Origin of the sequence: Stenotrophomonas sp. NPDC077420 (assembly GCF_044543385.1) — a bacterium.
GTDB lineage: Bacteria > Pseudomonadota > Gammaproteobacteria > Xanthomonadales > Xanthomonadaceae > Stenotrophomonas.
Genome location: NZ_JBITVZ010000003.1, coordinates 155,782 through 181,788 on the forward strand (window position 1 = coordinate 155,782; position 26,007 = coordinate 181,788).

24 protein-coding genes are annotated in these 26,007 nt (G+C 67.1%); 14 read left to right on the plus strand and 10 right to left on the minus strand.

Annotated elements, in window-relative coordinates; all coding sequences use genetic code 11:
- Position 1: 1 nt before the first annotated feature.
- Positions 2-466, minus strand: a complete 465-nt coding sequence (locus ACIGII_RS04395) for a hypothetical protein (RefSeq protein ID WP_399634040.1) — start codon at positions 464-466, stop codon at positions 2-4.
- A 93-nt stretch (positions 467-559) separates the two neighbouring features.
- On the opposite strand from ACIGII_RS04395, the gene clpS reads away from it, so the two are divergent.
- On the plus strand, positions 560-889 hold the full coding sequence (gene clpS, locus ACIGII_RS04400; RefSeq protein ID WP_068851786.1) for an ATP-dependent Clp protease adapter ClpS: 330 nt from the start codon (positions 560-562) through the stop codon (positions 887-889).
- Positions 890-1,197: 308 nt separating this feature from the next.
- A complete protein-coding gene (gene clpA, locus ACIGII_RS04405; protein ID WP_399634039.1) occupies positions 1,198-3,480 on the plus strand; it encodes an ATP-dependent Clp protease ATP-binding subunit ClpA in 2,283 nt (760 codons plus the stop codon).
- Between the two features lie 93 nt (positions 3,481-3,573).
- Here the strand turns inward: clpA and ACIGII_RS04410 are convergent, their stop codons facing one another.
- From ACIGII_RS04410 to ACIGII_RS04425, 4 genes are all read right to left on the minus strand, one after another.
- A complete protein-coding gene (locus ACIGII_RS04410) occupies positions 3,574-3,945 on the minus strand; it encodes a hypothetical protein (RefSeq protein ID WP_399634038.1) in 372 nt (123 codons plus the stop codon).
- A 219-nt stretch (positions 3,946-4,164) separates the two neighbouring features.
- Complete coding sequence (gene infA, locus ACIGII_RS04415; protein ID WP_005409596.1) at positions 4,165-4,383, minus strand: translation initiation factor IF-1; 219 nt, start codon at positions 4,381-4,383, stop codon at positions 4,165-4,167.
- Positions 4,384-4,485: 102 nt separating this feature from the next.
- Complete coding sequence (gene aat / locus ACIGII_RS04420) at positions 4,486-5,232, minus strand: leucyl/phenylalanyl-tRNA--protein transferase (protein WP_399634036.1); 747 nt, start codon at positions 5,230-5,232, stop codon at positions 4,486-4,488.
- The gene (locus ACIGII_RS04425; protein WP_399634034.1) at positions 5,229-6,359 is read right to left on the minus strand and encodes a GNAT family N-acetyltransferase; all 1,131 of its coding nucleotides are present in this window, start codon (positions 6,357-6,359) and stop codon (positions 5,229-5,231) included. Before ACIGII_RS04425 ends, aat begins: the two co-directional genes overlap by 4 nt.
- Before the next feature lie 192 nt (positions 6,360-6,551).
- On the opposite strand from ACIGII_RS04425, the gene ACIGII_RS04430 reads away from it, so the two are divergent.
- Together ACIGII_RS04430 and ACIGII_RS04435 are read left to right on the plus strand one after the other, a co-directional pair.
- Positions 6,552-8,078 (plus strand): N-acetylmuramoyl-L-alanine amidase, encoded by a 1,527-nt coding sequence (locus ACIGII_RS04430; RefSeq protein ID WP_399634032.1) that lies wholly within the window; start codon positions 6,552-6,554, stop codon positions 8,076-8,078.
- 17 nt (positions 8,079-8,095) lie between these two features.
- The gene (locus ACIGII_RS04435; RefSeq protein WP_399634030.1) at positions 8,096-8,572 is read left to right on the plus strand and encodes a hypothetical protein; all 477 of its coding nucleotides are present in this window, start codon (positions 8,096-8,098) and stop codon (positions 8,570-8,572) included.
- Between the two features lie 54 nt (positions 8,573-8,626).
- Here the strand turns inward: ACIGII_RS04435 and trxB are convergent, their stop codons facing one another.
- Positions 8,627-9,598 (minus strand): thioredoxin-disulfide reductase, encoded by a 972-nt coding sequence (gene trxB, locus ACIGII_RS04440; protein ID WP_399634028.1) that lies wholly within the window; start codon positions 9,596-9,598, stop codon positions 8,627-8,629.
- A 333-nt stretch (positions 9,599-9,931) separates the two neighbouring features.
- Between trxB and ACIGII_RS04445 the strand changes: the two genes are divergently transcribed.
- The 6 genes from ACIGII_RS04445 (at position 9,932) to ACIGII_RS04470 (ending at position 17,180) form a co-directional block, all read left to right on the plus strand.
- Positions 9,932-12,295, plus strand: coding sequence for a DNA translocase FtsK (locus ACIGII_RS04445; RefSeq protein WP_399634026.1), 2,364 nt, complete (start codon positions 9,932-9,934; stop codon positions 12,293-12,295).
- A gap of 39 nt (positions 12,296-12,334) precedes the next feature.
- Positions 12,335-14,278, plus strand: coding sequence for a DUF3857 domain-containing protein (locus ACIGII_RS04450; protein ID WP_399634024.1), 1,944 nt, complete (start codon positions 12,335-12,337; stop codon positions 14,276-14,278).
- 65 nt (positions 14,279-14,343) lie between these two features.
- Positions 14,344-14,982: an outer membrane lipoprotein chaperone LolA gene (gene lolA, locus ACIGII_RS04455; protein WP_399634022.1), complete on the plus strand. Its 639-nt coding sequence runs from the start codon at positions 14,344-14,346 to the stop codon at positions 14,980-14,982.
- 97 nt (positions 14,983-15,079) lie between these two features.
- Positions 15,080-16,381, plus strand: coding sequence for a replication-associated recombination protein A (locus ACIGII_RS04460; RefSeq protein ID WP_399634021.1), 1,302 nt, complete (start codon positions 15,080-15,082; stop codon positions 16,379-16,381).
- Complete coding sequence (gene crcB / locus ACIGII_RS04465; protein WP_399634020.1) at positions 16,381-16,785, plus strand: fluoride efflux transporter CrcB; 405 nt, start codon at positions 16,381-16,383, stop codon at positions 16,783-16,785. The genes ACIGII_RS04460 and crcB overlap by 1 nt, the downstream gene beginning before the upstream one ends.
- Before the next feature lie 122 nt (positions 16,786-16,907).
- Positions 16,908-17,180: a hypothetical protein gene (locus tag ACIGII_RS04470; RefSeq protein ID WP_399634019.1), complete on the plus strand. Its 273-nt coding sequence runs from the start codon at positions 16,908-16,910 to the stop codon at positions 17,178-17,180.
- Here ACIGII_RS04470 and ACIGII_RS04475 read toward each other — a convergent pair.
- From ACIGII_RS04475 to ACIGII_RS04490, 4 genes are all read right to left on the minus strand, one after another.
- Positions 17,125-19,476, minus strand: a complete 2,352-nt coding sequence (locus ACIGII_RS04475; RefSeq protein ID WP_399634017.1) for an ATP-binding protein — start codon at positions 19,474-19,476, stop codon at positions 17,125-17,127. The two genes, ACIGII_RS04470 and ACIGII_RS04475, sit on opposite strands and share 56 nt — an antisense overlap.
- Positions 19,473-20,075, minus strand: a complete 603-nt coding sequence (locus ACIGII_RS04480) for a response regulator (RefSeq protein WP_399634015.1) — start codon at positions 20,073-20,075, stop codon at positions 19,473-19,475. Before ACIGII_RS04480 ends, ACIGII_RS04475 begins: the two co-directional genes overlap by 4 nt.
- Before the next feature lie 210 nt (positions 20,076-20,285).
- The gene (locus tag ACIGII_RS04485; protein WP_399634014.1) at positions 20,286-21,179 is read right to left on the minus strand and encodes a LysR substrate-binding domain-containing protein; all 894 of its coding nucleotides are present in this window, start codon (positions 21,177-21,179) and stop codon (positions 20,286-20,288) included.
- A 1-nt stretch (position 21,180) separates the two neighbouring features.
- Positions 21,181-22,161, minus strand: a complete 981-nt coding sequence (locus tag ACIGII_RS04490; protein ID WP_399634012.1) for a helix-turn-helix transcriptional regulator — start codon at positions 22,159-22,161, stop codon at positions 21,181-21,183.
- A 119-nt stretch (positions 22,162-22,280) separates the two neighbouring features.
- Between ACIGII_RS04490 and ACIGII_RS04495 the strand changes: the two genes are divergently transcribed.
- From ACIGII_RS04495 to ACIGII_RS04510, 4 genes are all read left to right on the plus strand, one after another.
- Complete coding sequence (locus ACIGII_RS04495) at positions 22,281-22,886, plus strand: glutathione S-transferase family protein (protein WP_399634010.1); 606 nt, start codon at positions 22,281-22,283, stop codon at positions 22,884-22,886.
- 113 nt (positions 22,887-22,999) lie between these two features.
- On the plus strand, positions 23,000-24,436 hold the full coding sequence (locus tag ACIGII_RS04500; RefSeq protein WP_399634008.1) for an amidohydrolase family protein: 1,437 nt from the start codon (positions 23,000-23,002) through the stop codon (positions 24,434-24,436).
- 209 nt (positions 24,437-24,645) lie between these two features.
- Positions 24,646-25,410, plus strand: a complete 765-nt coding sequence (locus tag ACIGII_RS04505; protein WP_399634006.1) for a CS1 fimbrial subunit B flags: Precursor — start codon at positions 24,646-24,648, stop codon at positions 25,408-25,410.
- 68 nt (positions 25,411-25,478) lie between these two features.
- Positions 25,479-25,979 (plus strand): CS1 type fimbrial major subunit, encoded by a 501-nt coding sequence (locus ACIGII_RS04510; RefSeq protein WP_399634004.1) that lies wholly within the window; start codon positions 25,479-25,481, stop codon positions 25,977-25,979.
- The last annotated feature ends 28 nt before the right edge of the window (positions 25,980-26,007 follow it).

Here is a 26,007-nt window from a genome sequence, read left to right on the forward strand (position 1 = left end):
GTCAGTACTCGTCCGTTCCGGTCAGTTCGGCTTCCATCGCATCGGCGGTGTGCACCGCCGCCTCGATGGCGTCGCCCAGTGCCGCGGCGCTGGCGTTGGCGTCCACCTTCACCACGAACATCGCCAGGCGGTCCTGCTTGACCCAGCCGCCCAGTTTGGCGTCCTGGGCGTCTTCCAGCAGGCGGTTGGCCACCTCGGCCGGGAACGCGCTGGAGGGTGCACGGTAGCCGGGCGACCAGACTTCGCGGATCCGGTGATGGCCGTAGTCTTCCACCGCCGAGCGCACGAACACCAGCTGGGTGCGGTCGCCTTCCACGTCGAAGATCATCTTGTAGTCCCCGTCCTCATCGATCTCGTAGGGGTACTTCAGCGCATCCAGCACCGGGCCGACGGCCTTGTCGGGCGTTGCGGCCTGGGCACCCGGCACGGCGGCGGCCAGCAGCAGCGCGGTGGCGATCCTTTTCATGAAAACCCTGTGAATGTCTCGTTGCATGCGGGGATTGTGACGGGGGCGGGGAGCAACGTCCAATCCGGGCGGTCCGGCGTTTATAATGGTCCGATGCCCCGCGAGCCCTCCCAAGAACCCCACCACGACCACGGCGTAGCGCTGGAACCAGCCCGTCCGGAGGTCGCGCCGCCGCCGTTCTACCAGGTAATGCTGTTGAACGACGACTACACCCCGATGGATTTCGTGGTGACGGTGTTGCAGCACTTCTTCTCCATGGACCTTGAAAAGGCCACCCAGGTGATGCTCAACGTGCACACCCGCGGCCGTGGCGTCTGCGGTGTGTTCACCCGCGAAGTCGCCGAATCCAAGGTTGCCCAGGTCAATGAATTCTCGCGCATGAACCAGCACCCGCTGCTGTGCACGATGGAAAAGGCCGGGTAATACCCCCGTGCCGGGGTCAGCAGCACGCCGGTAGCGCCGGCCGTTGGCCGGCCCGCACATTCTGTGACCCGATGGCCGTTTCCGGCCCGGTTGCCCGTCCCTGTCAGAAACAGCGCCGGGGGCCGCCAGTGGGCAGGGCGCTTGCAAAGGGTCGATGACGTCGCCATCACGGGCAGGCAGCCAATGCTGCACGTGCCTGGGGCATGATCGCGCAAGTGATAACGCCATCTGAACGCACCGATCCGCTAGGGTGATGGAAAGTAAGCAGGTAGGCCGCATATTGTTCACAACTGCCGCCGGAGTAGAACATGTTCAGTAAAGACCTCGAACACACCATCGGTCAGTGCTACAAGCGCGCCCGTGAGGCCCGCCATGAGTTCATGACGGTGGAACACCTGCTGCTGGCACTGCTCGACAACCCGTCCGCCCAGGCCGTGCTCAAGGCCTGCGGGGCCGACGCCGACCGCCTGCGCCAGGAGCTGGAGCAGGCCATCGAGGCCTCCGTCTCGCGCCTGGCCGAAGATGACGGCCGCGACACCCAACCCACCCTGGGCTTCCAGCGCGTGCTGCAGCGGGCCGTGTACCACGTACAGTCCTCCGGCAAGAAGGAGGTCACCGGCGCCAACGTGCTGGTGGCGATCTTCGGTGAGAAGGACTCCCACGCGGTCTATTACCTCAACCAGCAGGACGTGACCCGGCTGGATATCGTCAATTACCTGTCCCATGGCATCGCCAAGCTGGGCAAGGAAGGCGAAGTGCCGCCGTCCTCCGACGCCGAAGGGCGCGCCGAGGGCGGTGAGGGTGAAGGCAAGGGCGATGCCCTGGCCGAATTCGCCAGCAACCTCAACGAGGCCGCGCGCAATGGCCGGATCGACCCGCTGGTCGGCCGCCGCGACGAGATCGAGCGCACCATCCAGGTGCTGTGCCGCCGGCGCAAGAACAACCCGCTCTACGTGGGCGAGGCCGGCGTGGGCAAGACTGCCATCGCCGAAGGCCTGGCCAAGCGCATCGTGGAAGGCTCGGTACCCGAGGTGCTGGCCGATGCGGTCATCTACTCGCTCGACCTGGGTGCGCTGGTGGCGGGCACCAAGTATCGCGGCGACTTCGAAAAGCGCCTGAAGGGCGTGCTCACCGCGCTGAAGAAGATGCCCAACGCGGTGCTGTTCATCGATGAGATCCACACCATCATCGGTGCCGGCTCGGCCTCGGGCGGCACCATGGACGCCTCCAACCTGATCAAGCCGGCCCTGGCCTCCGGCGAGCTGCGCTGCATCGGCTCGACCACCTTCCAGGAATACCGCGGCATCTTCGAGAAGGACCGGGCGCTGGCCCGTCGCTTCCAGAAGATCGACATCGTCGAGCCGACCGTGGGCGAAACCTATGAAATCCTGCAGGGCCTGAAGCCCAAGTACGAGGCGCACCACGGCGTGACCTATGCCGATGACGCGCTGCAGGCCGCCGTGGACCTGTCCGTCAAGCACATCGGCGACCGCCTGCTGCCGGACAAGGCCATCGACGTGATCGACGAAGCCGGTGCCCGCCAGCGGCTGCTGCCGGAAGGCGAGCGCAAGGAACTGATCGACATCGAGGAAATCGAAACCATCGTGGCCAAGATGGCGCGCATTCCGGCCAAGCAGGTCAGCGCCACCGACAAGGACGTGCTGCAGCACCTGGAGCGCAACCTGAAGATGGTGATCTTCGGCCAGGACCCGGCCATCGAGACCCTGTCCTCGGCGATCAAGCTGGCCCGTTCGGGCCTGGCCAACCCGGAAAAGCCGATCGGCAACTTCCTGTTCGCCGGCCCCACCGGCGTGGGCAAGACCGAGGTGACCAAGCAGCTGGCGCTGCAGCTGGGTATCGAGCTGGTGCGCTTCGACATGAGCGAGTACATGGAGCCGCATTCAATCAGCCGCCTGATCGGTGCGCCCCCGGGCTATGTCGGCTTCGACCAGGGCGGCCTGCTCACCGAAAAGATCGTCAAGACCCCGCACTGCGTGCTGCTGCTGGACGAGGTGGAAAAGGCCCACCCGGACATCTTCAACATCCTGCTGCAGGTCATGGACCGTGGCGTGCTCACCGACACCAACGGGCGCGAAGCCAACTTCAAGAACGTGGTGCTGGTGATGACCACCAACGCGGGCGCGGCGCAGGCCTCGCGCCGGTCGATCGGTTTCACCCGCCAGGACCATGCCACCGACGCGATGGAAGTCATCCGCAAGAGCTTCACGCCGGAATTCCGCAACCGCCTCGATGCGGTGGTGCAGTTCCAGCCGCTGGGCTTCGAGCACATCCTGCGCGTGGTGGACAAGTTCCTGATCGAGCTGGAAATGCTGCTGCAGGAAAAGCATGTCAGCCTGTCGGCTACCCCGACCGCGCGCGACTGGCTGGCCCGCCACGGCTTCGACCCGCTCATGGGTGCCCGCCCGATGGCGCGGGTGATCCAGGACAAGGTGAAGCGTCCGCTGGCCGACGAGTTGTTGTTCGGCAAGCTGGTGAACGGTGGCCGGGTCAGCATCGACGTGCGCGACGACGAGCTGTTCGTGGAAACCCAGGCCGAACCGGAGCGCCTGCTGCCGGCAACGGTGGAATGACCTCCGGGTCATTCCACCGGTAGGTCACGACCGTTGGTCGTGACGCTTCTGCACAAAAACGCCCCGAACGGGGCGTTTTTGTTGGGCAGACCCTCAGCGCCGGGCGCGGCTGGCGAAGGATTCGGCGCTGATCGGCTCGAGGCTGGCCACGGCGCAGCTGCCGGTATCGGTCTTGAGCTTGCTGGCGCGGGCGCCACACAGCTGGCCCTCGTTGCCGGGCGTCTCGAAGGCGAGTTTCCTGGAGAACCCTGCCTGGCTGCAGGAGCCCTGGAAATGCACGATGTAGTGGTCGCTGCCACTGCGCAGCAGCATGCTGCGATCAACGCCCTTGCGCACCAGCTGCTGGTCCGCGGACAGGGTGATGCAGTCGGAGCCGGAGCCGGCCGGTGCCGGGGCGGTCTGCGCGGAAGCCGCGCCGACAACGCTGGACACCATCAACAGGCAAAGCGGAATCAGGATCTTCATGGCGGGGGCCAAGCGGTAGCGGTCCGGAGTGGACCGGTGACCACATTGCGCGCTGCGGCGTCGCCGCGAATCTGCATCAAGGCAGGCTGACTGATGTCAGGGTGCATCCGGTCACAGTGACTCCCGACACGGTGAAATTCCCTGAACGCCGCCCACGCAAAAAGGCCAGCACAGGGCCGGCCTCGCTACGCGTCTCCCGTCAGGAAGCCGCCTGACCGCTTACTTCATGCGGTAGGTGATGCGACCCTTGGTCAGGTCGTACGGGGTCATCTCGACCTTCACGCGGTCGCCCGTCAGGATGCGGATGTAGTTCTTGCGCATGCGGCCGGAGATGTGGGCGATGATTTCATGCCCATTTTCCAGTCGAACGCGGAAAGTGGTGTTCGGCAGCGTCTCGCTGACGGTGCCTTCGAACTCGATGGAGTCGTCTTTCGACATGTAGTCCTGTGCAGTTCTATAAACGGCCGAGCTGGCCTTAAGAGCGGGCATTTTACGCGCAACTGCCCGCACATGCAAAGTTTGCGTTAACCGCCTGCCATCTCACCGCCCCGGCCCCAGCAGCGCTGCCACCGGCAGCTCCCCGCACCGTGCGGTCCACGGCCCGGGTACCTGATCCTGCCGCGCCAGCGCCCGAACGGTCTCCAGGAACCGCTCCCGCGGCCAATGCTCGGCCCCCATCCGCAACAGATGATCGTTCTCCACCTGGGCGTCGATCAGCGGCCAGCCCCAGCCCTGCAGCAGGTGCGCCAACCCGGCCAGCGCCACCTTCGAGCCCCCGGTGCTGGCGCTGAACATGCTTTCCCCGAAGAACATCCGGCCGATCGCCACGCCGTAGATGCCCCCCACCAGCCGGTCGCCGTCCAGCACCTCGACGGAATGGGCATACCCCAGCGCGTGAACCACCGTATAGGCCTCGATCATGTCGCGGGTAATCCACGTCCCGTCCTGCCCGGGGCGGGGGCTGGCGGCGCAGGCGTCGATGACCTCGCCGAACCGGGTGTCCGCGCGCAGCACCCACCTGCTGCCGCGCAGGCTGCGCCTGAAGCGGGACGACAGGTGCACCCCGTCGGTGCGGAACACCATCCGCGGGTCGGGGGACCACCACAGCAGCGGCTGCCCGTCGGAAAACCAGGGAAAGATTCCGCCCGCATACGCGTTGAGCAGGCGCACCGGGGTGAGGTCGCCGCCGAGCGCCAACAGCCCATCCGGGTCGCGCAGGGCGGTTTCGGCCGGCGGAAAGGGGGCGTCCGGCGCATCCTCCAGCCGCCACGGCAGGCGGCCGCTCATGTCTGATCCACTGCCTTGAAGGGGCTGTGCGCGGCCAGCACCTGCGCGTAGCGGTGCACCTCCTGCCGCTCCTGTTCGCACCAGCCGGCCAGCGCGCCGGCGAACTCCGGCTGGGCGATCCAGTGCCGGCTGCGCACCGGCTGCGGCAGGAAGCCGCGCGCGAGCTTGTGTTCGCCCTGTGCGCCGGGCTCGAACCGCGCCAGGCCCTCGCGGAGGCAGTACTCGATCCCCTGGTAGTAGCAGGTTTCAAAGTGCAGGCCAGGCAGGGTGGCACCGCCCCAATAGCGGCCGTACAGCGTATCGCCACCGCGCAGGCAGAGTGCGCCGGCCACCGGCTCGCCATCCAGCAGCGCCAGGAACATCACCAGGCACCGCGGCATCGTGGTGGCCAGGTGCTGCAGGAACGGCAGGGTCAGTGCCGGCGAATTGCCGTACTCGCTGAAGGTCTGCAGGTAGAACCCGTGCATGGCCTGCAGGTCGGCGGCGCTGGCCTCATCGCCATGCACGATGCGGTAGGTGACGCCGGTGCGCGCCAGCTTGGCGCGTTCCTGGCGGATGTTCTTGCGATGCTTGTGGTCCATCGCAGCGAGGAACGTGCTGAAGTCGGTCCAGTCGCCCGGATTGCGCCACTGGAACTGGATGTCCTCGCGCAGCAGCCACTCGGCGCCGAATGCATCGTCGTCATCGGGCTGGTGGAAATTGATGTGGGCCGACGACCAGCCCATGCGCCGCACCTCGCTGCGCAGGGCCTCCACCAGCGTACGGGCGGTGGCGGAGTCGCGTGCCAGCAGGCGCGGCCCGGTCACCGGCGAGTACGGCACTGCGCCCAGCCATTTCGGGAAGTAGTCCAGCCCATGGCGGGCGTAGGCATGGGCCCAGGCATGGTCGAACACGAATTCGCCGTGCGAATTGTCCTTCAGATAGCCGGGGATGGCCCCGACCAGCTGGCCGTCTTCCCACACCGTGAAATGGCGCGACCGCCAGCCCCATTCGGCACGCAGGCAGCCGTGCTCCTCCAGGCCAGACAGAAAGGCATGGCTGACGAACGGGTTGGACCCGTCATGCAATGCGTCCCAGTCGGCGGCGGGAAGGTCGGCGAGGCGATGGAGAAAGCGTGTATCGGGCATGGCCAAAGGATAGGGCACGACGATGGGAAAGGGGGGGTTTTAGGCTGCGCCGATGGAGTTGCCTGGTGCGATTGAAAAGTCAATCGGCGTGCGTCTGAAAGCGTGAGGGCGCGCGCGCATCTTTGCTGGCGGACGGCGCACATTTGCCGGGCGCCTCGGGTGGGGCGCACGTCACCATCAAGGAGGGATTCCATGATCAAAAAATGCATTTACATGAGTGCTACGCGCTGCGGTGCGCTCGTTGCCGCGGCTGCCTTGGCTGCTTCTCCTGCGCTGCTTGCCCGGGAAGCAGTCGTGCAACCCGCAAGTGAAGGCGCGCAACCAGTGCAGGCGGCGGAGCCAGTAGATCCTGAGCTGATCGCGGTTCTGCAGATGCAAGCCGGAAGGAAGGTATCGGAGTACGAACAGTCACGCGGCCGGCTGGTCTCGGTCCGCGTCAGTGTGAGCATCGACACGGACAGCGCCAGACTGACGGCGGACTTCGGCCCCGGGTTCCGACCTGGAATAGAGCAGGAATACGCCGAAGCGTTCCTGCATTCACTGGCCACCACGCTACGGTACTACGCGGGCTTGGCGGGCGTGAGAATTCACGACGTGGACTATCTGTTCGAAGGCAAGCCCTTGAAGCATTACTTTCCCGCGGACCTCACGGTTCCCGCCCTGGCGCGGGTCGATCCGGCTAATGCCACAGCACTGGTGTCCTCCAGTCATGGGCTGGTCCGGGTGTTTCCATCAGCGGACTGGGACTTTCAGCGACCGCTTGCATTCGGTGTCCGCGAAGACAACATCACGCCACCCTACGGTGACGAGCTGCAACAGCTGCTGGAGCAAAGGAGCGGATTGACCGTCACACGGGCGCGAAGCCGCCTGTTGGACCTGCACCCGGAGTCCGGCCGGCCATGGGAGCAGATGTCATCGAGGTACCATCTGAAAGCGCTGTTGCCCAACCGTGCCGATATCTGGAACTCCCTGCCTGCGGATACGGCCCGGGATCGCGAGGTGCGCGAAGACATTCGCGCAAGACCGCTGTATGCGAACGAGATCGGCGTCGGAGCGCTCATCAGCCTGCATACGAATGGGCACGATGTCGCTTCAGTTCGTGGCGTGGAGGTCTTCTATCACGGCGACAAGCCTGCCGACAGGCCGTTGGCCAACAGTGTGTTGTGCGGGATGCGCGAATTGATTCGTGCCCAACCCGGCTACGAAAATTTTCCTATCCGGGATGCGGCCAACGAGGGTCGACATGGGGAGAATCGCATCGGCAGCATGCCGTCCGTGCTGGTGGAGATTGCCTACCATTCCAATGCCGAGGACGCGGCGGCGTTGCAGGATCCGGTATTCCGCGCCGCCTCGATGAAGGGGGTTGAGAAAGGCTATCGACTCTTCCGCGAGGGAAAAGCCTGCTCACCTTTCCTCTTGAACCCGATTCCCGATATTTCACTGCCGGCCGGAACCTCGCAGGAGATTACCTTGCCTTTCGAGGGGCATCCGCAGTTCCCGGTCACCATGGAGTTCACGACCGCCAACTGCAGCAGGCCCGGCGCATGTACGCCCAGCAAGACGACCTTTGCGGATCCGGCAGTTCCAGTGACCGTGCGGATGCGTTGTGCGGGCAACCTGACCGGGGAGGCGCGCTGGAGCGTGGTACTGCGGGATGCCGACGGCGTGGCCACCGCACCCGTGGAGTTCCAGCACACCTGTTTCAAGCCTGCCGCATGACGGTGCAGGGGACGATGATGAAACGTGGACCTTTGCGGTGCCTGACCGCAGCGGGCGCGCTGCTGCTCGTCGGCCCGGCGTGGGCGACCGTCGTGCCGCCGCCGTTCGTGGACAGCGCCCGGACGGTGGATCCGGCGGTCGAACGTGCGACCACCTGGTACGTCGATGCCGAGTTGATTCTGCTATTGGAGAGGCAGGCCTCTACGGCAGTGTCTGTGTATCGGGGGGAGGAGGCATCGGCACGTGCGGTTGACGTGAGCGTCGCCGTAGACATGAGAAATCGCGCAATCACCGCCGATTTCGGGCCGGGATTCCCGGCAGGCGGGGACGTTGCAGCGAGAATGCTGCGACCCCTCGCCATCACCCTGCGGTTTCACGCTGAGCAGGCGGGTCTTCCCATCCGTGATGTGATCTTCCAGGACCAGGGCAAACCGATCAGGCGCTACGCGCCCGAAGACCTTGCTGTGGGGCCCAAGACGGAGGAGATGCCGTAGTCCATGAAAAAGGCCGGCTTGTACGGCCGGCCTTTTCGTCCTGGCTGGGTCTACTCAGCCCAGCTCGCCCTTTGCGTCCAGGTAGCGTTCGGCGTCCAGGGCCGCCATGCAGCCGAAGCCGGCCGAGGTGATGGCCTGGCGATAGTGCTGGTCGGCGACATCGCCGGCAGCGAATACGCCTTCGACCGAGGTCTGGGTGGCGTTGCCGCCCAGGCCCGAGCGGATCTCCAGGTAGCCGTTGTTCATGGTCAGCTGGCCATCGAACAGGCTGGTGTTGGGGTGGTGGCCAATGGCCACGAAGAAGCCATGGGCGTCGATGTCGCGGGTGCTGCCGTCCAGGGTGGACTTCACCCGTACGCCGGTAACGCCGGCTTCGTTGCCCAGCACTTCCTCGACCTGGTGGTGCCACACGGTTTCGATCTTGCCCGACGCCACCTTGGCAAACAGCTTGTCCTGCATGATCTTTTCCGCCTTCAGGGTGTCGCGACGGTGGACCAGGTAGACCTTGCGGGCGATGTTGGACAGGTACAGCGCTTCTTCCACGGCGGTGTTGCCGCCGCCGACCACGACCACGTCCTGGTCGCGGTAGAAGAAGCCGTCGCAGGTGGCGCAGGCGGAAACGCCGCGGCCCTTGAACGCCTCTTCGGTGGGAATGCCCAGGTACTTGGCGGTCGCGCCGGTGGCAATGATCAGGGCGTCGCAGGTGTACTCGGCGCTGTCGCCGATCAGCTTGAACGGACGCTGCTGCAGGTCGGCAGTATGGATGTGGTCGAAGATGACTTCCGTCTCGAAGCGCTCGGCGTGCGCCTGCATGCGCGCCATGAGGTCCGGGCCCATCAGGCCATGGGCGTCGCCCGGCCAGTTGTCCACCTCGGTAGTGGTCATCAGCTGGCCACCCTGCTGCAGGCCGGTGATCACCACCGGGTTCAGGTTGGCGCGTGCGGCGTAGACCGCTGCGGTCCAGCCGGCCGGGCCGGAGCCGAGGATGACCAGTTTCTGGTGGCGGGAAGGCTTGGAATTGCTCATGTAGACTCGCAAAGAGATGATGGGGCGGGGCGCTGGCGATCCATTGCTTGGCGTCCAGGACGGGTCGGCAGGCCACGACCATGGATCGTGGCGGGAACGGGAAGGCCACGACCGTGGGTCGTGGCGCGGACTATAGAGTGGCGGCAGGACGCGGCGGGTTCAAGGCGAACGGTGGAACGGCGCAACCCGGTGGGCGGGGTTCATGCCACGCGGCGGGGTTTTGACGGTCCTGGCGGCGGTGCGTGGTCACGACCCACGGTCGTGACCTACCGGGGCGCGGCTCGGTCGTTTATTATCAAGGACTAACAGTGCATTCCCAAGGTCTGGTCTAAGGTGGCGAAGCAGGTCCCGGAACGATCCAAGTCTCCCGACGGCAAAGCGGCGTCGCGCCGCGCTGCGGCTGCGGCGCCGGTCGACAATCCGCGCCGTCAACGGTTGTGGCGCGACCTCGGTCTGATCGCCATCGCGCCGGCGTTGCTGTATCTGGTCGCCAGTCTGTTCACCTATTCGGCGAGCGATCCCGGCTGGTCGCATACCGGCAGCGTAGTCGCGCCGATCCAGAACATGGGCGGGCGGGTGGGCGCCTGGATTGCCGACGTGCTGCTGCAGCTGTTCGGCTTCATGGCGTTTCTGCTGCCGGTGGTGCTGGGCGCGCTGGCCTGGTTTGCGATGTTCGGGCTCAAGCGCGAAAGCAAGGGCGACCATGACCTGGACCCGGCGCTGCGGCTGGTCGGGCTGGTGGGCTTCCTGATTGCCGGCACCGGCTTCCTGCACCTGCGCCTGTTCAATGGGGATGTCGGCCATGCCGGCGGCATCCTCGGCCGCCTGGTCGGCAATTCGCTCAGTGCCGGGTTTGGCGCGCTGGGCGCGAACCTGTTCGTGCTGGTGCTGCTGCTGGCGTCGATCACCCTGGCCACGGGCATTTCGTGGTTCGTGGTGATGGAGAAGATCGGCCGCGCGGTGCTGGCGCTGCCGCCCCTGTTCAACCAGAAGAAAGCGCAGGCCAGCGAGTGGCAGCAGACCCGGGCGATGCGCGAGGAACGCCAGGAAGTCCGCAAGGTCGACGCCGAAGTGCGTGCCAAGCGCGAGCCGGTCAAGATCGAACCGCGCCCCGAGCCGGTGCTGGAAAAGAGCGACCGGGCCAAGCGCGAAACCCAGATCCCGATGTTCCGTGGCGTCAATGGCGACGGTTCGGACCTGCCGCCGCTGGCGCTGCTGGACGACCCCAAGCCACAGCCGAAGGGCTACGACGAGACCACGCTGGAAACGCTCTCGCGGCAGATCGAGTTCAAGCTAAAGGACTTCCGTATCGACGCGCAGGTGGTCGGCGCGTACCCGGGCCCGGTGATCACCCGCTTCGAGATCGAGCCGGCGCCGGGCATCAAGGTCAGCCAGATCAGTTCGCTGGACAAGGACATCGCACGCGGCCTGTCGGTGAAGTCGGTGCGTGTGGTCGATGTAATTCCCGGCAAGTCGGTGGTGGGTCTGGAGATCCCCAACGTCACCCGTGAAATGATCTACCTGTCCGAACTGCTGCGTTCCAAGGAGTACGACAAGTCGGCCAGTCCGCTGACCCTGGCGCTGGGCAAGGATATTGCCGGCCGCCCGACCGTGGCCGACCTGGCGCGCATGCCGCACCTGCTGGTGGCCGGTACCACCGGCTCGGGCAAGTCGGTGGCGGTCAACGCCATGGTGTTGAGCCTGCTGTACAAGGCCTCGCCGAAAGACCTGCGGATGCTGATGATCGACCCCAAGATGCTCGAACTGAGCGTCTACCAGGGCATTCCCCACCTGCTGGCGCCGGTGGTCACCGACATGAAGGAAGCCGCCAACGGCCTGCGCTGGTGCGTGGCCGAAATGGAGCGGCGCTACAAGCTGATGAGCGCGGTGGGCGTGCGCAACCTGGCCGGCTTCAACAAGAAGGTCAAGGACGCCGAAGACGCCGGCCAGCCGTTGATGGATCCGCTGTTCAAGCCGAACCCCGAGCTGGGCGAGGCGCCGCGCCCCTTGGAGACGCTGCCGTTCATCGTGATCTTCATCGACGAATTCGCCGACATGATGATGATCGTCGGCAAGAAGGTCGAAGAGCTCATCGCGCGGCTGGCGCAGAAGGCACGCGCGGCCGGCATCCACCTGATCCTGGCCACCCAGCGCCCCTCGGTGGACGTGATCACCGGCTTGATCAAGGCCAACATTCCCACCCGTATCGGTTTCCAGGTCAGCTCGAAGATCGACTCCCGCACCATCCTGGACCAGTCCGGTGCGGAGACCCTGCTGGGTCATGGCGACATGCTGTACCTGCCGCCCGGAACCGCGCTGCCGGACCGCGTGCACGGCGCCTTCGTGTCCGACGAGGAAGTGCACCGCGTGGTCGAGCACCTGAAGGCCAGTGGCCCGGCCGATTACATCAGCGGCGTGCTGGACGAAGTGCAGATGATGGGCGACGGCGTGGTGGTGGGGGCGGGCGGCCTGCCCGAATCCAGCGCCGCCGCCGGCGACGAGTCCGACCCCCTGTACGACGAAGCGGTGCGGATTGTCACTGAAACCCGCCGCGCGTCGATCTCCGGCGTACAGCGTCGGCTCAAGATCGGTTACAACCGCGCTGCGCGCCTGATCGAAGCGATGGAAAACGCCGGCGTGGTCAGTCCGCCCGAACACAACGGCGACCGCAGCGTGCTTGCGCCACCCCCGCCCTGACGCCACGCCCGGCATGGCCGGGCACCCCAAGGATCGTCGATGAATCGCATGACATGGATGCTGGCGTGCGCCCTGGCCATGCTGCCCACGGCAGCCTGGTCGCAGGCCGCCGCCCCGATGCCGGCGCCGGCGGCCGCACCGGCTGCGCCGAGTGAAACGCAGGCCAGCAACAACTACAGCTTCGTCCGCTACCGCGCCGACTATGTGGTCCGCCCGGACGCCGGCAACGTGCAGACCGAGGCCTACGACATCCTGCTGAAGACCAAGGCGGCGGTTGAACAGTTCAGCCAGGTGCGGCTGAGCTACAGCGAAAAGATGGAGTCGCTGGAGGTGGTGGAGGCGTACACGCTCACCGCCGACGGCCAGCGCCGTGACGTGCCGGCCGACCGCATCTACACCCAGGAAAGCTATTCCAGTGCCGCCGCGGCCATGTATGCCGACCGCAAGGTGCGCGTGGTGGTGTTTCCCAACCTCGCGCCGGGGACACGGGTGGTCTATACCACCCGGCGCACGCAGAACACGCCGTATTTCCCCGGCTATTTCGGCATGTGGGAAACCTTCAGCGTGTTCTCCCAGTACGACGACGCCACGGTGACCCTGAGCGCGCCGGCCAGCCTGCCGCTGTACGTGCAGCAGCATGGCGTGCAGGGCAGCCAGGCGCCGACCGTTCGCGACGGCCAGGCGACCTGGACCTGGCGCTACCAGCGTACCGAGCCGATGCCGGTACAGAACTGGACCGCTGCGGCCTGGGAATTCAGCCCGTCCATCATGGCCAGCACCTATCGGGACTGGGCGCAGGTGGCGCAGGCTTACCAGCGCAAGGGCGGCGAAGCGGCGCGGGTCACCCCTGGCATCCAGGCGCTGGCCGACGCGGTGACCCGCGGCATCAGCGACCGCCGCGAACAGGCCGCCGCGCTGTACCGCTGGGTGTCGCAGAACATCCGCTACGTGGCGGTGTACCTGGGCAACGGCGGGCTGGAGCCGAATCCGGCGCAGAGCATCCTCGACAACCACTACGGCGACTGCAAGGACCATGTGGTGATCCTGGAGGCGCTGTTGGCCGCGCGTGGCATCCAGAGCACGCCAGTGCTGATCGGTGCCGGCGGCGGGCCGACCCTGCCGGCGATTCCCCTGCTGGAACGGTTCAACCATGCCATCACCTACGTGCCCGAATTCGACCTGTACCTGGATTCGACCAGCGCCTACGCGCGCTTCGGGCAGCTGCCGGAAGGCGACCTGGGCGCGCCGGTGCTGCATACCCGCCAGGCCACGCTGGCGCGCACGCCGGAGAATGATGCCGCACGCAACGGGGCCGGTTTCGAGGTGACCTTCCAGTTCGCGCCCAATGGCGACCTGCAGGGCCACACCGTGCAGCAGCCGCGCGAGGTGAGCGAGATCGGCATGCGCGGTGCGTTCGCCCGGCTCAACGCCCAGAACCGGGCGCGGGTGGAGGAGTCGATCATGGCCTCGTCCGGGTTCGACGGCAGCGGCAGCCTCAGCCTGCTCGGCGACCCGCAGGACCTGACCCGGCCGTTCAACTACCGCTACGACTTCCACGCCTCCGACTACGTGGACTTCGGCGTGGTTGGCGGGATGGTGCTGCCAGACCCTCCGGGCGGCGAGTCGTTCCGCGACATCTACACCACCACCTCGGCGCCGGACAATGCCACGCCGTTCTACTGCAACGACAGTCTGCGCGAGGAAACCTACCGGCTGCAGTTCCCGGCCGGGGTGCCGATCGTGGCCATGCCGCGCGACCTTCGCTTCCGCAACGCCGCCGGTGAGTACGACCTGCAGTGGCGGCGCGAAGGCCAGGCCGTGGTGGCGCGGCACCGCCTGCACCAGCGTGCGGTGCGCGGCGCCGAGGCCCTGTGCCAACCGGGCGACTATGCCGCGTTCCGTGAGCTGTACCAGCAGGTGCGGCGCGGCTTCCGCGGGCAGGTGGTGTACGGCGACCTGCGTACCGTGCAGGCGCGCCCCTGACCCCCCATTCAGGATGATCTCGGCACACTGCCGGGCATCCTCCATATTCTTGACTGGATACCCGCATGAACAGCACCTTCCGCCGCTCCCTTGTCGCCGCCACGCTGCTGTGCGCCAGTGTCGGCTCGGCCACGGCCTGGGCCGGCGCCCGCGACGAACTCAACCGTTTCACCAAGGACCTCAAGGGCCTGGACGGGCAGTTCACCCAGCAGGTGTTCGACAGCAAGGGCAAGGTCAAGGAATCCACCAGTGGCACGCTGGCGCTGTCGGCGCCCCGGCAGTTCCGGTGGGAATACCTCAAGCCGCACGAACAGCTGATCATCGCCGACGGCAAGAACGTGTGGGTATACGAAAAGGAACTGGAGCAGGCGACCCGGCGCGCGCAGGGCGCGGAAGAGCAGAACAGCCCGCTGACCGCGCTGATCAACCCCAAGCTGCTGGACCAGCAGTACGACGTGAGCGAGGAAGCCGCCCCGCGCGACGGGCTGCAGTGGCTGTCGCTGAGCCCCAAGCGTGAAACCGAGACCTCGTTCCAGTACGCCGCCCTGGGCTTCAATGCGCAGGGCCTGGCCCGCATGGAAGTGACCGATGCGGTGAACCAGCGCACGGTGATCACCTTCAGCGGCTGGAAGCGCAACCCGGCCTTCAAGCCGGGGACGTTCAGTTTTACCCCGCCCGAGGGCACCGACGTCATCGGGAATTGAACGTAGAGCCGGGCACTGCCCGGCATTAAAATGACCCGTGGCTAGAAACCGAACGACATCCCCAGGCCCCGATCTGCTGAGCGTGGACCGGGACAGCATGCGCCCGCTGGCCGAGCGGATGCGCCCGCAGACCCTGGATGAAATGGTGGGGCAGAAGCGCCTGCTCGCGCCGGGCAGTGCGTTGCGCCGGGCGGTCGAGTCCGGGCACGTGCATTCGATGATCCTGTGGGGGCCGCCGGGCTGCGGCAAGACCACCTTGTCGCTGCTGCTGGCGCACTACGCCGACGCCGAGTTCCGCGCGATCTCGGCGGTGCTGTCCGGGCTGCCGGAGGTGCGCGTGGTGCTGGCCGAGGCCGCACAGCGCTTCGCCGAAGGGCGGCGAACGGTGCTGTTCGTCGACGAAGTGCACCGTTTCAACAAGGCCCAGCAGGACGCCTTCCTGCCGCACATCGAGCGCGGCACCATCGTGTTCGTGGGCGCCACCACGGAAAACCCTTCGTTCGAACTGAATTCGGCACTGTTGTCGCGCTGCCGCGTGCATGTGCTGGAAGCGGTGTCGCCGGGCGACATCGTCGAAGCGCTGCAGCGGGCGCTGCACGATGCCGATCGCGGGCTGGGCAGCGAGGCCTTGCAGGTCAGCGATGAGGCCCTGCTGGAAATTGCCACTGCCGCCGACGGCGATGTGCGCCGCGGCCTGACCCTGCTGGAGATCGCCGCCGAACTGGCCGGCGGCGAAGGCGGGCGGATCAGTCCGGAGATGCTGGTGCAGGTGCTGGCCGACCGGACCCGCCGTTTCGACAAGGGCGGGGAGCAGTTCTACGACCAGATCTCGGCCCTGCACAAGTCGGTACGCAGTTCCAATCCGGACGCCGCGCTGTACTGGCTGACGCGCATGCTCGACGGCGGCTGCGATCCGTCGTACCTGGCGCGGCGACTGACCCGCATGGCGATCGAGGACATCGGCCTGGCCGATCCGCGTGCGCAGTCGATGGCGCTGGAGGCATGGGACATCTACGAGCGGCTGGGCAGTCCGGAGGGCGAGCTCGCCTTCGCGCAGCTGGTGCTGTACCTGGCCAGCACCGCCAAGTCGAATGCCGGCTATGCAGCGTTCAACCTGGCCAAGCGGGAAGTGCGGGAAACCGGCACCCAGGAGGTGCCCCTGCACCTGCGCAACGCGCCGACCAAGCTGATGAAAGAACTGGGCTACGGGCAGGCATACCAGTACGACCATGATGCCGAAGGCGGCATCGCGCTGGACCAGACCGGCTTCCCGGACGCGATGGGCGAGCGGGTGTACTACCAGCCGGTGGCGCGCGGCCTTGAAATCAAGTTGAAGGAAAAGCTGGACCGCCTGCGTGCCGAGCGTGAGCAGGCGCGGGCGCGGAAGGGGCAGGGGTGATGTTCGGCTTCGGTGCCTGGTGGCAGCAGCTGGGCTTGGTGATGCTCGGTGGCGCGCTCGGTTCCGCCCTGCGTTTCATCATCGGCAATGCAATGGGGCGCCCGTTCGGCAGCAGCTTCCCGTGGGGCACGCTGACCGCGAACCTCGTCGGCGCCTTCGCCATCGGCTATATCGCGGTGTGGTTGCAGACCCGGGGCGACGCAGCGGTGTACTGGCGGGCCTTTGCAGTGGTGGGCGTCATCGGTGGGTTGACCACGTTCTCGTCGATGATGCTGGAAGCGGTGCTGCTTGCACGCACTGCGCGCGGCTGGGAGATGCCGACCTATCTGGGCGTGAGCCTGGTGGCCGGGTTCGCGCTGGTGTGGCTGGGCGCGCGCGTAGCGGAAGCGACCGTCGCACGGTGACAGGTGCAGTCACGCAGGGCCTGGCGGAATGCCCCGCTACGGAAATCCAGCGGTAAAGCCGCTGGATTTCCGTGCCTTATCACGATATTGTTTCGCCCCGTTTGCGCCGCCCCCGCCCCGTCATGCGAGATGAAGAAGATCCCGGCACCCTGGAGCTGATGCTGCCGCGCAAGCGCGGCCGTCCACCGACGTTCGGCTACGCCATGACCGATGCGCAGCGTGCCGCGCGCTACCGTGCACGCCGCGCCGGGCAGGCAGACCACGCCGATGTACGGACCTGCAGCGACATGGTGCTGCTGGACAAGATCCGCGCGGCCATCACCGCCAGGGACGCCGAGCTTACCGGCTTCCTGGTGCACGTCCTGTGGCAGCGTTATCCGCTGCAGTTGAAGTAGACGCGCCGCGCACCAGCTCGGCCACGGCCGGGCGCAGGTAGCCCAGCAGGCGTTCGGCTTCCATCCAGCCGGTGGCGTCTTCCAGTTCCAGCTCGTGCAGGTCATCGGCAATGGCGGCAAGGGTGGCCTGGCCGAGCATGCGCAGCACGCCGGCCAGCCGATGCGCATGGTGCCGCAGGCGATTGCCTGCCTGCTGGCGGAGGGCGTCGTGCAGGCCCATCAGCTCCTCCTGCAGCGATTGCAGGAATTCGGCCCACATCCGGGCGGTGGCAAGTGCCGGCTCCGCACCGGGGTCGCAGCCGGGCTCGATGTCCGGCAGTTGCAGTGCCCGCAACAGCAGGCGGGTGTCCAGCGGTTTGCACAACACCGCGTCCATGCCGCAGGCGCGACAGCGCTCTATGTGCGCGGGCGAATCCTTGGCCGACACCGCCACCAGCACCGACGCCGGCCGCGCGTGGCGCTGCTCCAGCTGGCGCAGCTGCACTGCCAGCTCGTAGCCGCTCATATCGTCCAGGATGCAGTCGAGCAGCACGATGCCGCACGGTTCGCTGGCCTGGCTGCGCAGCGCGGTGGCGCCATCGCCGCAGCTGCTTACCGAGGCCCCGAGCGCTTCCAGCTGGCGCGCGACCACGGTGCGGTTGAGCACATGGTCTTCCACCAGCAGCAGGGTGCGCCCGGCCAGCGGCTGCCCACCCGGGCAGTCACCGCCGCCTTCAACCACCACCGGCAGCCGCACCTCGAAGCAGCTGCCCTGGCCCGGTGCGCTGTGCAGCTGCAGGGTGCCGCCCATGCCGCCCACCAGGTCCTGGCAGATCGACAGGCCCAGTCCGGCGCCCCCCATCTGACGCGAGTGCCTGTCGTGGGCCTGGGCAAACGGCTTGAACACGCGGGCATGCTGATCGGCCGGGATGCCGATGCCGGTGTCGCGCACGGCGATGTGCAGGGACATCCTGTCCTCGCTGCCGTGCAGGGCCAGCGTGACCTCGATATGACCCAGCTCGGTGAATTTCACTGCATTGCCGAGCAGGTTGCTCAGCACCTGGCGCAGTGCATCGCCGTCGACCCACACCCGGGGCAGGGGGTCGGTCTGCTGCAGCAACGCCATGGCCAGGCCCTTTTCTTCGGCGCCGGGGCGCATCACCGCGATGCAGTCGCGCGCCAGCTGGCGCACGTCGTGCCAGCGCGGCGAGGGCAGATACTCGCCGCTGGCCACGCGCGAGTAATCCAGTGCGTGGCCCAGCAGGTGGCGCAGTCCGGCACCGGCAGAGCGCGCGGCGTTGACCAGTTGCCGCTGGCCCTGGTCCAGTGCCGACTGGTGCAGCAGGTCGACCGACGTCACCAATGCCTGCGCTGCATTGCGCACTTCGTGACTCATGGTGGCGATGAAACGCGCCTGTTGCCGCTCGCTGCGGCGGGCCGACTGGCGCGCCCGGTACATCCAGGCGCCGGCGGTGAGCAGCAGCAATACGGTCAGGCCCATGGCCACCAGTTCCCAGCGGAAGTGCCGCGACATCACCTGCAGCGACGGCCCGCTGAGGTAAGTCGCCTTGGTCCAGCGCTGCATCAGCATGGCGTGTTCCTGCGGGCTGATCGATCGCATGGCCTGGTGGATCTGCTCGAGCACGTTGCGGTCGCGGTGGCGCACCACCAGGTGCAGGCTGCCGGGCAGGCTGGCGGGACCGCCGTGCAGCAGCAGGCTGTCGCCGAACTCGCGGCGCACCAGCGGGCGCATGGCCACATCCAGTTCCATGGCCACATCCACTACGCCTGCTTCCACCGCGCTGAGCGCCTCGCGCAGGCTGGGCAGGCCGACCACCTGCAGGTGCGGATGGTAGGCGGCCAGCCACTCGGCCAGGCGGCTGCCGCGCACGACGGCCACGCGGCGCAGGTGTGCGAACTCGGGTGCCTGGGCCTGGGTATGACGGCTGGCCAGCAGGGTCTGTCCGCGGTAGTAGGCCGGTGATGCGGCCAGGGACGTGCAGGGCGCGTTGTCCAGCGGGCCCAGCAGCAGCATCAGGTCCGCGCGCCCATCGCACAGTGCCTGCAGCGCGGCGGTCGTGGATTCCACCGGTTGCTCCTGGAAGCGCATGCCGGTCTGGTCCGACACCAGTTGCGCGTAGCCGCTGATGAGGTTGGCGTCGCGGGCGGCGCGGCTGTCCGCCGCCAGCAGGTGGTGTTGCGACGGGTCGGTGGCCACGCGCACGCGCCGCGGCTCGGGCTGGGCGAAGGCAACGGGCAGCAGCACGGCAGCGAGCAGGGCGGCGATGGCGGCGGCGCCGGTGCGCTCGCCTTTCACCACACCGCCAACTGATGGCGCAGGGTGAACAGATCGCGGTCGGTACGCAGGCCCAGCTTGCGGAAGGCGGCGTGCTTCTGCGTGCTGATGGTCTTGATGCTGCGGTGGCGCTGCAGGGCGATATCGGTGACCGTCATGCCGCTCAGGCACAGCTGCAGCACTTCGCGTTCGCTCTGCGACAGGCGATGTTCGGCATGCTCGTCGCGGTAGTCGAGCGGCACATGCTGGTGTCCGGCCGCGACCCGTCCCAGGGCCCGCGCCAGCTCGTCCAGGGTTTCGCCCTTGGACACCACGCCGGCGGCGCCTGCCGCCATGGTGTTGGAGATCATCACGTGGTGCACGTTCGCCGAGAACATCAGGATGCGTACCCGTGGAAAACGGCGGCGCAACATGCGCAGCAGTTCCATGCCCTGCAGCTCGCCTTCGGCCAGGGTGTAGTCGACCACCGCAACGTCGACCAGGTGATGCAGCAGGGTATTGACCAGCGCGCGCGTGGTGGCGTGGTTGCCCACGACATGGAAGCGCGGATCGTTGGAGAGATGGACATAGCTGCCGTGACGGACCACGTCGTGGTCATCCAGCAGCGCGATGTTCAGCACGGCGGGCGGCAGGGGGCCATGGACGGGGCCGGGATAGCGTCTGGACAAAGGAGGCACGCAATCATGGGATTTGCGCCATTCTTACTGCTTCGCTGCGTCTCGTAGATACTCTGATGTCAGATTAGGACTATTCCTATGCCTGGTACGAGAGCCCCGTCACTTTCCTGGCGCATCCACTGCATCATTCGGCAGGTTGCAGACAGAAATCGATCAACGGCGCTCGCGGTCGAGCAGGCGTGCAAGGTGTGACGCCAATTCCACCACCAGCGGCTCAGCCGTGTTCCGGTGCAGCAGCGCGATCTCGATGCTGTCGATCGGTGTCAGTCCCTGACGGGCAGTGAGCACGCGGTGTTCCCGGGTGACCGCGCGTGACGGCAGCAGACTGATCCCCATGCCATCGGCCACCGCGCCCTGGATACCGCCCAGGCTGGAACTGGTGAAGCCGATCCGCCAGCGCCGGCCCAGGGTTTCCACGGCCGTGATCAGTTCATCGCGGTACAGGCCGCGCGGTGGAAACGTCACCAGTGGAATTGGATCCAGTCCGATGCAGGGGCTGCGGGCACTGTCCACCCAGCGCATCGGCTCGGCCCAGCAGGCCACGGCCTGGCGGCTGTTGCGCCGTTGCTTGACCAGCACCAGGTCGAGTTCGCCGTGGTCATAGGCGTTGGCCAGGTCGCGGCTGAGCCCGCTGGTGACTTCCAGCTTCACCTGCGGGTGGCGGCGGGTGAAGCGGCCGAGCATCGCCGTGGTACGCGGGTTGACGAAGTCCTCGGGCACGCCCAGGCGCACGCTCACCGCCACCGTGGCGCCGGCCAGCGCTTCGCCCATCTGGTCGTTGAGCGCCAGCATCTGCCGCGCGATGCCCAGCAGCGAGTGGCCGGCATCGGTGGGATGGACATCGCGGTTGCCACGCACCAGCAGCGGATGGCCGGCCAGCTGTTCCAGCCGCCGAATCTTCTGGCTGATGGTGGACTGGGTGGAGTGCAGGCGGGCGGCGGCGGTGGTGAAGCTGCCGCAGTCGGCCACCATCACCATGGCGCGCAGCAGATCCAGCTCGAACAGCGTGCGATGCGGTTTGGGAAACGAGGGCGGGTGCGCACGCATGTCAATTGGCTACCGTCGCCTGTGCGCGCGCCAGGCTGCGCGCCACCCGTGCGCCGGCGTCGCGCATCATCACGTGCAGGGCGGGTGGGCCCAGTACCTCGAACTCAAGCTCCAGCGCCAGCAACCAGTACACCACCGCACCCTGCGGGTGGGCGCCACAGCGCAGCAGGCAGCGCTGCGCATCCAGCGCCTCGAGCACGCCGGCCGAGCTGGGCATGCGCTCGCGCACGGTCTCGATCGGCGCATGCAGGATCACCCGGGCTTCGTCGCCATGGGGCCCCAGGCTCAGCGACTGGCTGACAAACGCGCGCAGGTCGCCGCTGGCCGGCGAGGGCCGCGGGCGGAAATGCACACCCACCTCGGGCGTGCTGGTCATGCGGTCGATACGGAAGGTGCGCCAGTCGGTGCGCGCGGTGTCCCAGGCCACCAGGTACCAGCGGCGTTCGGCGTGCACCACGCCCTGCGGCTCCACCTGGCGGTGGCTGGGCTTGCCCTGGCGGTCGGCGTAGTCGAAGCGCAGTTGCAGCTGGTCGCGGCAGGCATTGGCCAGGGTGGCCAGCAGGCGTGCGTCGACCAGCGGCCCGCTCTGGTCGATCGGCAGGATCGCGGTGCGCAGCGCGTCCAGGCGGCGGCGCAGGCGTGCCGGCATGACCTGTTCCAGCTTGACCAGCGCGGTGATCGCGGTCTGTTCGATACCGCTGATGGTGCCGCTGACCGCCATCCGCAGGGCCAATGCCGAGGCCAGCGCTTCTTCGTCGTCAAGCAACAGGGGCGGCAATGCGCGGCCAGCGCGGAAGGCATAGCCACCGGCCACGCCACTGCTGGCCTGGATCGGGTAGCCGAGTTCGCGCAGGCGCTCGATGTCGCGGCGGAGCGTGCGCGGGTGTACACCGATGTCGGTGGCCAGGGTGTTGCCGGGCCAGTGCGGCCGGGACTGAAGCAGCGCGAGCAGGCGCAGCAGGCGGGCGGAGGTGGTGAGCATGGCGGCAGGGTCGCGCCTGTCGAGGACAGGATCTGTCCGCAATGGTGGCTAGCCTGTGGCCACGGTGCAAGGCCTTCGGCCACGCCCCTTTCCAGCCCGTCACCTACAAGGAGTACCGCATGTCCCTCGTCTTCTATTGGCACCCGATGTCCAGCGCCACCCCGATCGCCTGCGCGCTGGCGGAACTGGGGGTGGCCCATGACCGCGTCCGCGTGGACATCCGCACTGGCGAGCAGCGCACGCCGGAGTACCTGGCGATCAATCCGAACGGCAAGGTGCCGTGCCTGGTGGTGGACGGCACGCCGATCTTCGAAGGCCTGGCCATCCATCTGTGGCTGGGCGACCGCTTCGGCGTGGCGCGCGGGTTGTGGCCGGCAGCCGACACCCCCGAGCGCCTGCAGGCGCTGTCGTGGTGCGCCTGGGCGTATGTGACCTACATGGCGGTGATTGGCCGGCTGCGCGCCGCCCGCATGGACGGGCCGTTGCAGGAGGCCACGCATGCGTCCATCGCCGCCGAGGACGTGCGGCAGTTGCTGGATGTGCTGGAGGCACGGCTTGCGGCGCAGGCGTGGATGGTGGGCGAGGCCTATTCGCTGGTCGACCTGGTGGTGGCGCAGGTGGTGGGCTATGGCACCTACGTGGGCGCCGGGCTGGACCAGCACCCTGCCGTGGATGCGTGGCTGGGTCGGGTCATGGCGCGGCCGTCGATGCAGGGCGAGGTGTGAGCGGTATTCACGAATCGAATGCAGGGCATGCCTAAATTTAACTGGTGAATGGGGAGCGCCGCGCCGTAAGGTGCGGTGGTCCTTTTCGTTGTGTGTACGCCATGAACTCGAGTGTGTTGTCTGCGTTCCCGCTGCTGCTGGCGCTGGCGCCTTCCGTCCTGGCCGCCGAACAGGCGGATCTGATCATCCGTCATGCCACCGTGGTCGATGTCGAACGCGCCACCACCCATGCCGACCAGGCGGTGGTGGTGCGGGGCGAGGACATCGTGGCGGTCGGTGACGACGGCGCCATTGCCCGGGCATGGCGCGCGCCGCGCAAGGTGGACGGCAAAGGCCGCTATCTGATTCCCGGCCTGTGGGACATGCATGTTCACTTCGGCGGCGGCCCCGACCTGATCGAGGAAAACAAGGCGCTGCTGCCGTTGTACATCGCGCACGGCATCACCACCATCCGTGACTGCTCAGGCGACCTGCCCGGGCAGGTGCTGCAGTGGCGGGGCGAGATTGCCGACGGTCGGCTCGAAGGTCCGCAGCTGTTCAGTTCCGGGGCCAAGATCGAAGGCATCAATCCGGTCTGGAAGGGCACGCTGGAAGTGGGGGGCCAGGCCGACCTGGACGCTGCGCTGGCCCGGCTCAAGCGCGATCGCGTCGACTTCGTCAAGATCACCGACAGCACCCTGTCACCGGCCCTGTTCCTGGACGCGGTTCGCGGCGCGCGCGCCAACGGTCTGCGTGCGTCGGGCCATATCCCGATGGCATTGACCGTGCAGCAGGCGGTGGATGCGGGAATCAGTTCCATCGAACACCTGGACTACGCCTACAAGGCAGGGGTGAAGGACGAGGCGGCCATCGCCAGCGACTTCGCCGCCAAGCGCATCGACCGCGCCGAAGCCAACCGGCGCATGGATGCCGGCTTCGACCGCGATACCGCCATGGCCGCCTATCGCGGGTTCGCCGCCAAGGGTGTGTATGTCACGCCCACCCTCAATGGCGGGCGCATCCTCGACTTCCTGGACCAGGACGACCACGCCCACGACCCGTACCTGGCCTACATCGGCCCAAAGCTGCAGGCGACCTACCAGTGGCGGGTGGAGCGTGCGGCCAAGGCCAGCCCGTCGCAGATCGCCGAGCGCCACCAGCAGTACCACCAGGTGGCCGCCGTGCTGCCGTTGCTGCAGGAAGCAGGCGTGACCGTGATGGCCGGCACCGATGCGGGTTTCCTCAATTCCTTCAACTACCCGGGCATTGGACTGCACGACGAGCTCAGCCTGTTCGTGAAGGAAGGCCTGACCCCGGCGCAGGCGTTGTCGTCGGCCACGCGTGCCGGTCCCTCGTGGTTCGGCACGCTGGACCGCTATGGTGGCATCGCCGCCGGGAAGGCGGCGGACCTGGTGCTGCTCGATGCCAACCCGCTGCAGGACATCCAGGCCACCCGTGCGATCGATACGGTGGTGCTGCGCGGCCACGTTTATGACCGCAAGGCGCTGGACGCACTGCTGGCGACGACGCGGCAGAAGGTGGCGCAGTGGCGGCAGGACGCCGCCCACTAGGCAGCGTTGCGCATCGCGCTGGAATGCATGCGACACGCCCCGCAGCCGCGGGGCGTTTTCGTTTGCGTGTCACTGCAACAGTTCTTACCGGACGTTCAAAGTTGTTGCATGTAGGGACATGCGGCGACTGCCTATTCTGCCTGCTCGATTCGGGGTGGCCATTGCCAACCGCCTTCGCATCCGACCGGTAGATCAAAGGAGCATGCGCGATGAAGCGTCTGACGGCCGCGCTGGCGGCAGCAGTGTGTGTGGCGGTTTCGGCATCGTCCAGCCCGGTGCAGGCCGCCGCACCCAGCATCCACGTGGGTGCCATGTACGAGTACGCCGGACCGGGCGAGGGTGCGCTGCTCAAGCGGGTGCGCAACACCGGTGACGCGACGGCATTCGTGCGCGTGCAGATCAGCGAAGTGCGCTACGCCGCAGACGGCAGCCACCGGGAGGTGCCGGTGGACACGTCGATGGTGGGTGCGCAGGCCGGACTGATCGCCAGTCCGTCGCGGATGATCGTGCCGGCGCAGGGCCAGCAGGCCACCCGCCTGCTGGTGCAGGGCGACCGCAGCATCGAGCGCTATTACCGGGTGCGCTTCGTGCCGGTGCTGCCGCAGTCCGAAGACGAATTCGCGCTGACCGATGCGCAGCGCGACGACTACCGCCGGGAGCTGCAGGCGGGCGTCAATGTGCTGACCGGCTACGGCGTGTTCGTCATCGTCCATCCCGACCAGGCCCACTACGACGTGCAGACCACCACCCAGGACGACCACGTACGCCTGCGCAATGCCGGCAATACCACGGTGGTGCTGGATGACGTCCGCCAGTGCAGTGCCAGCGACAGCACCGCCGGATGCTCGCCGGCACGCCGGATCCATCTGCTGCCCGAGCGCAGCGAGCGCTTCCCGCGCGGTGCCGACCAGGTGCACCGCTTCCAGATCGTCGAGGGGGATCGCCGCAAGGACGTCCTGCTCAGCCCGCAGTAGGTTCCGCCCGGAACCGTCGTCCTGTCGCCGGACTCACGGCGGCACCTTCCCTTAGGAGTTGCATCGCAATGACATTCAAGACTTCCCTCCTGGCCGCCGCTGCCGCCCTGATCCTGACCCCGGCCGCGGCGATGGCCGCCGTCGAGCAGTTCCCGCTGCAGGTCACGGTTGAAGCCAGCGTTCCGTCGGCCACCGGGCTGCAGATCTCGCCGGTGGGCAACTGGGCCGGGCAGACCCAGAACATGCGCTGGAACATCGCCACGCAACGCCTGGACCCGATCCAGCAGCAGGTCGACATGAAGAGCGGCCTGGGGGCGATCAACGCCTACCTGACCACCGAAGCGCTGCTGACCAGTGCCGGCAATGCCATTGGCCTGACCGTGGCGGTGGCCGGCCAGGACCTGCAGGTCGGTGCCGCCAATGCCGTGGAAGTGGCCACCGCGGTCGAAGCGGCGGCCAGCAAGCGCGCGGCCGTGGCGATCACTGCCGACGCCGGCGGCGAAGACGGCTACGTGCACGGCAACTACCAGGGCAACGTTTTCATGATGTTCGAGAGCGGCACCCCGTAAGCCGGCGCTACCGCACCGGTGCAACCCC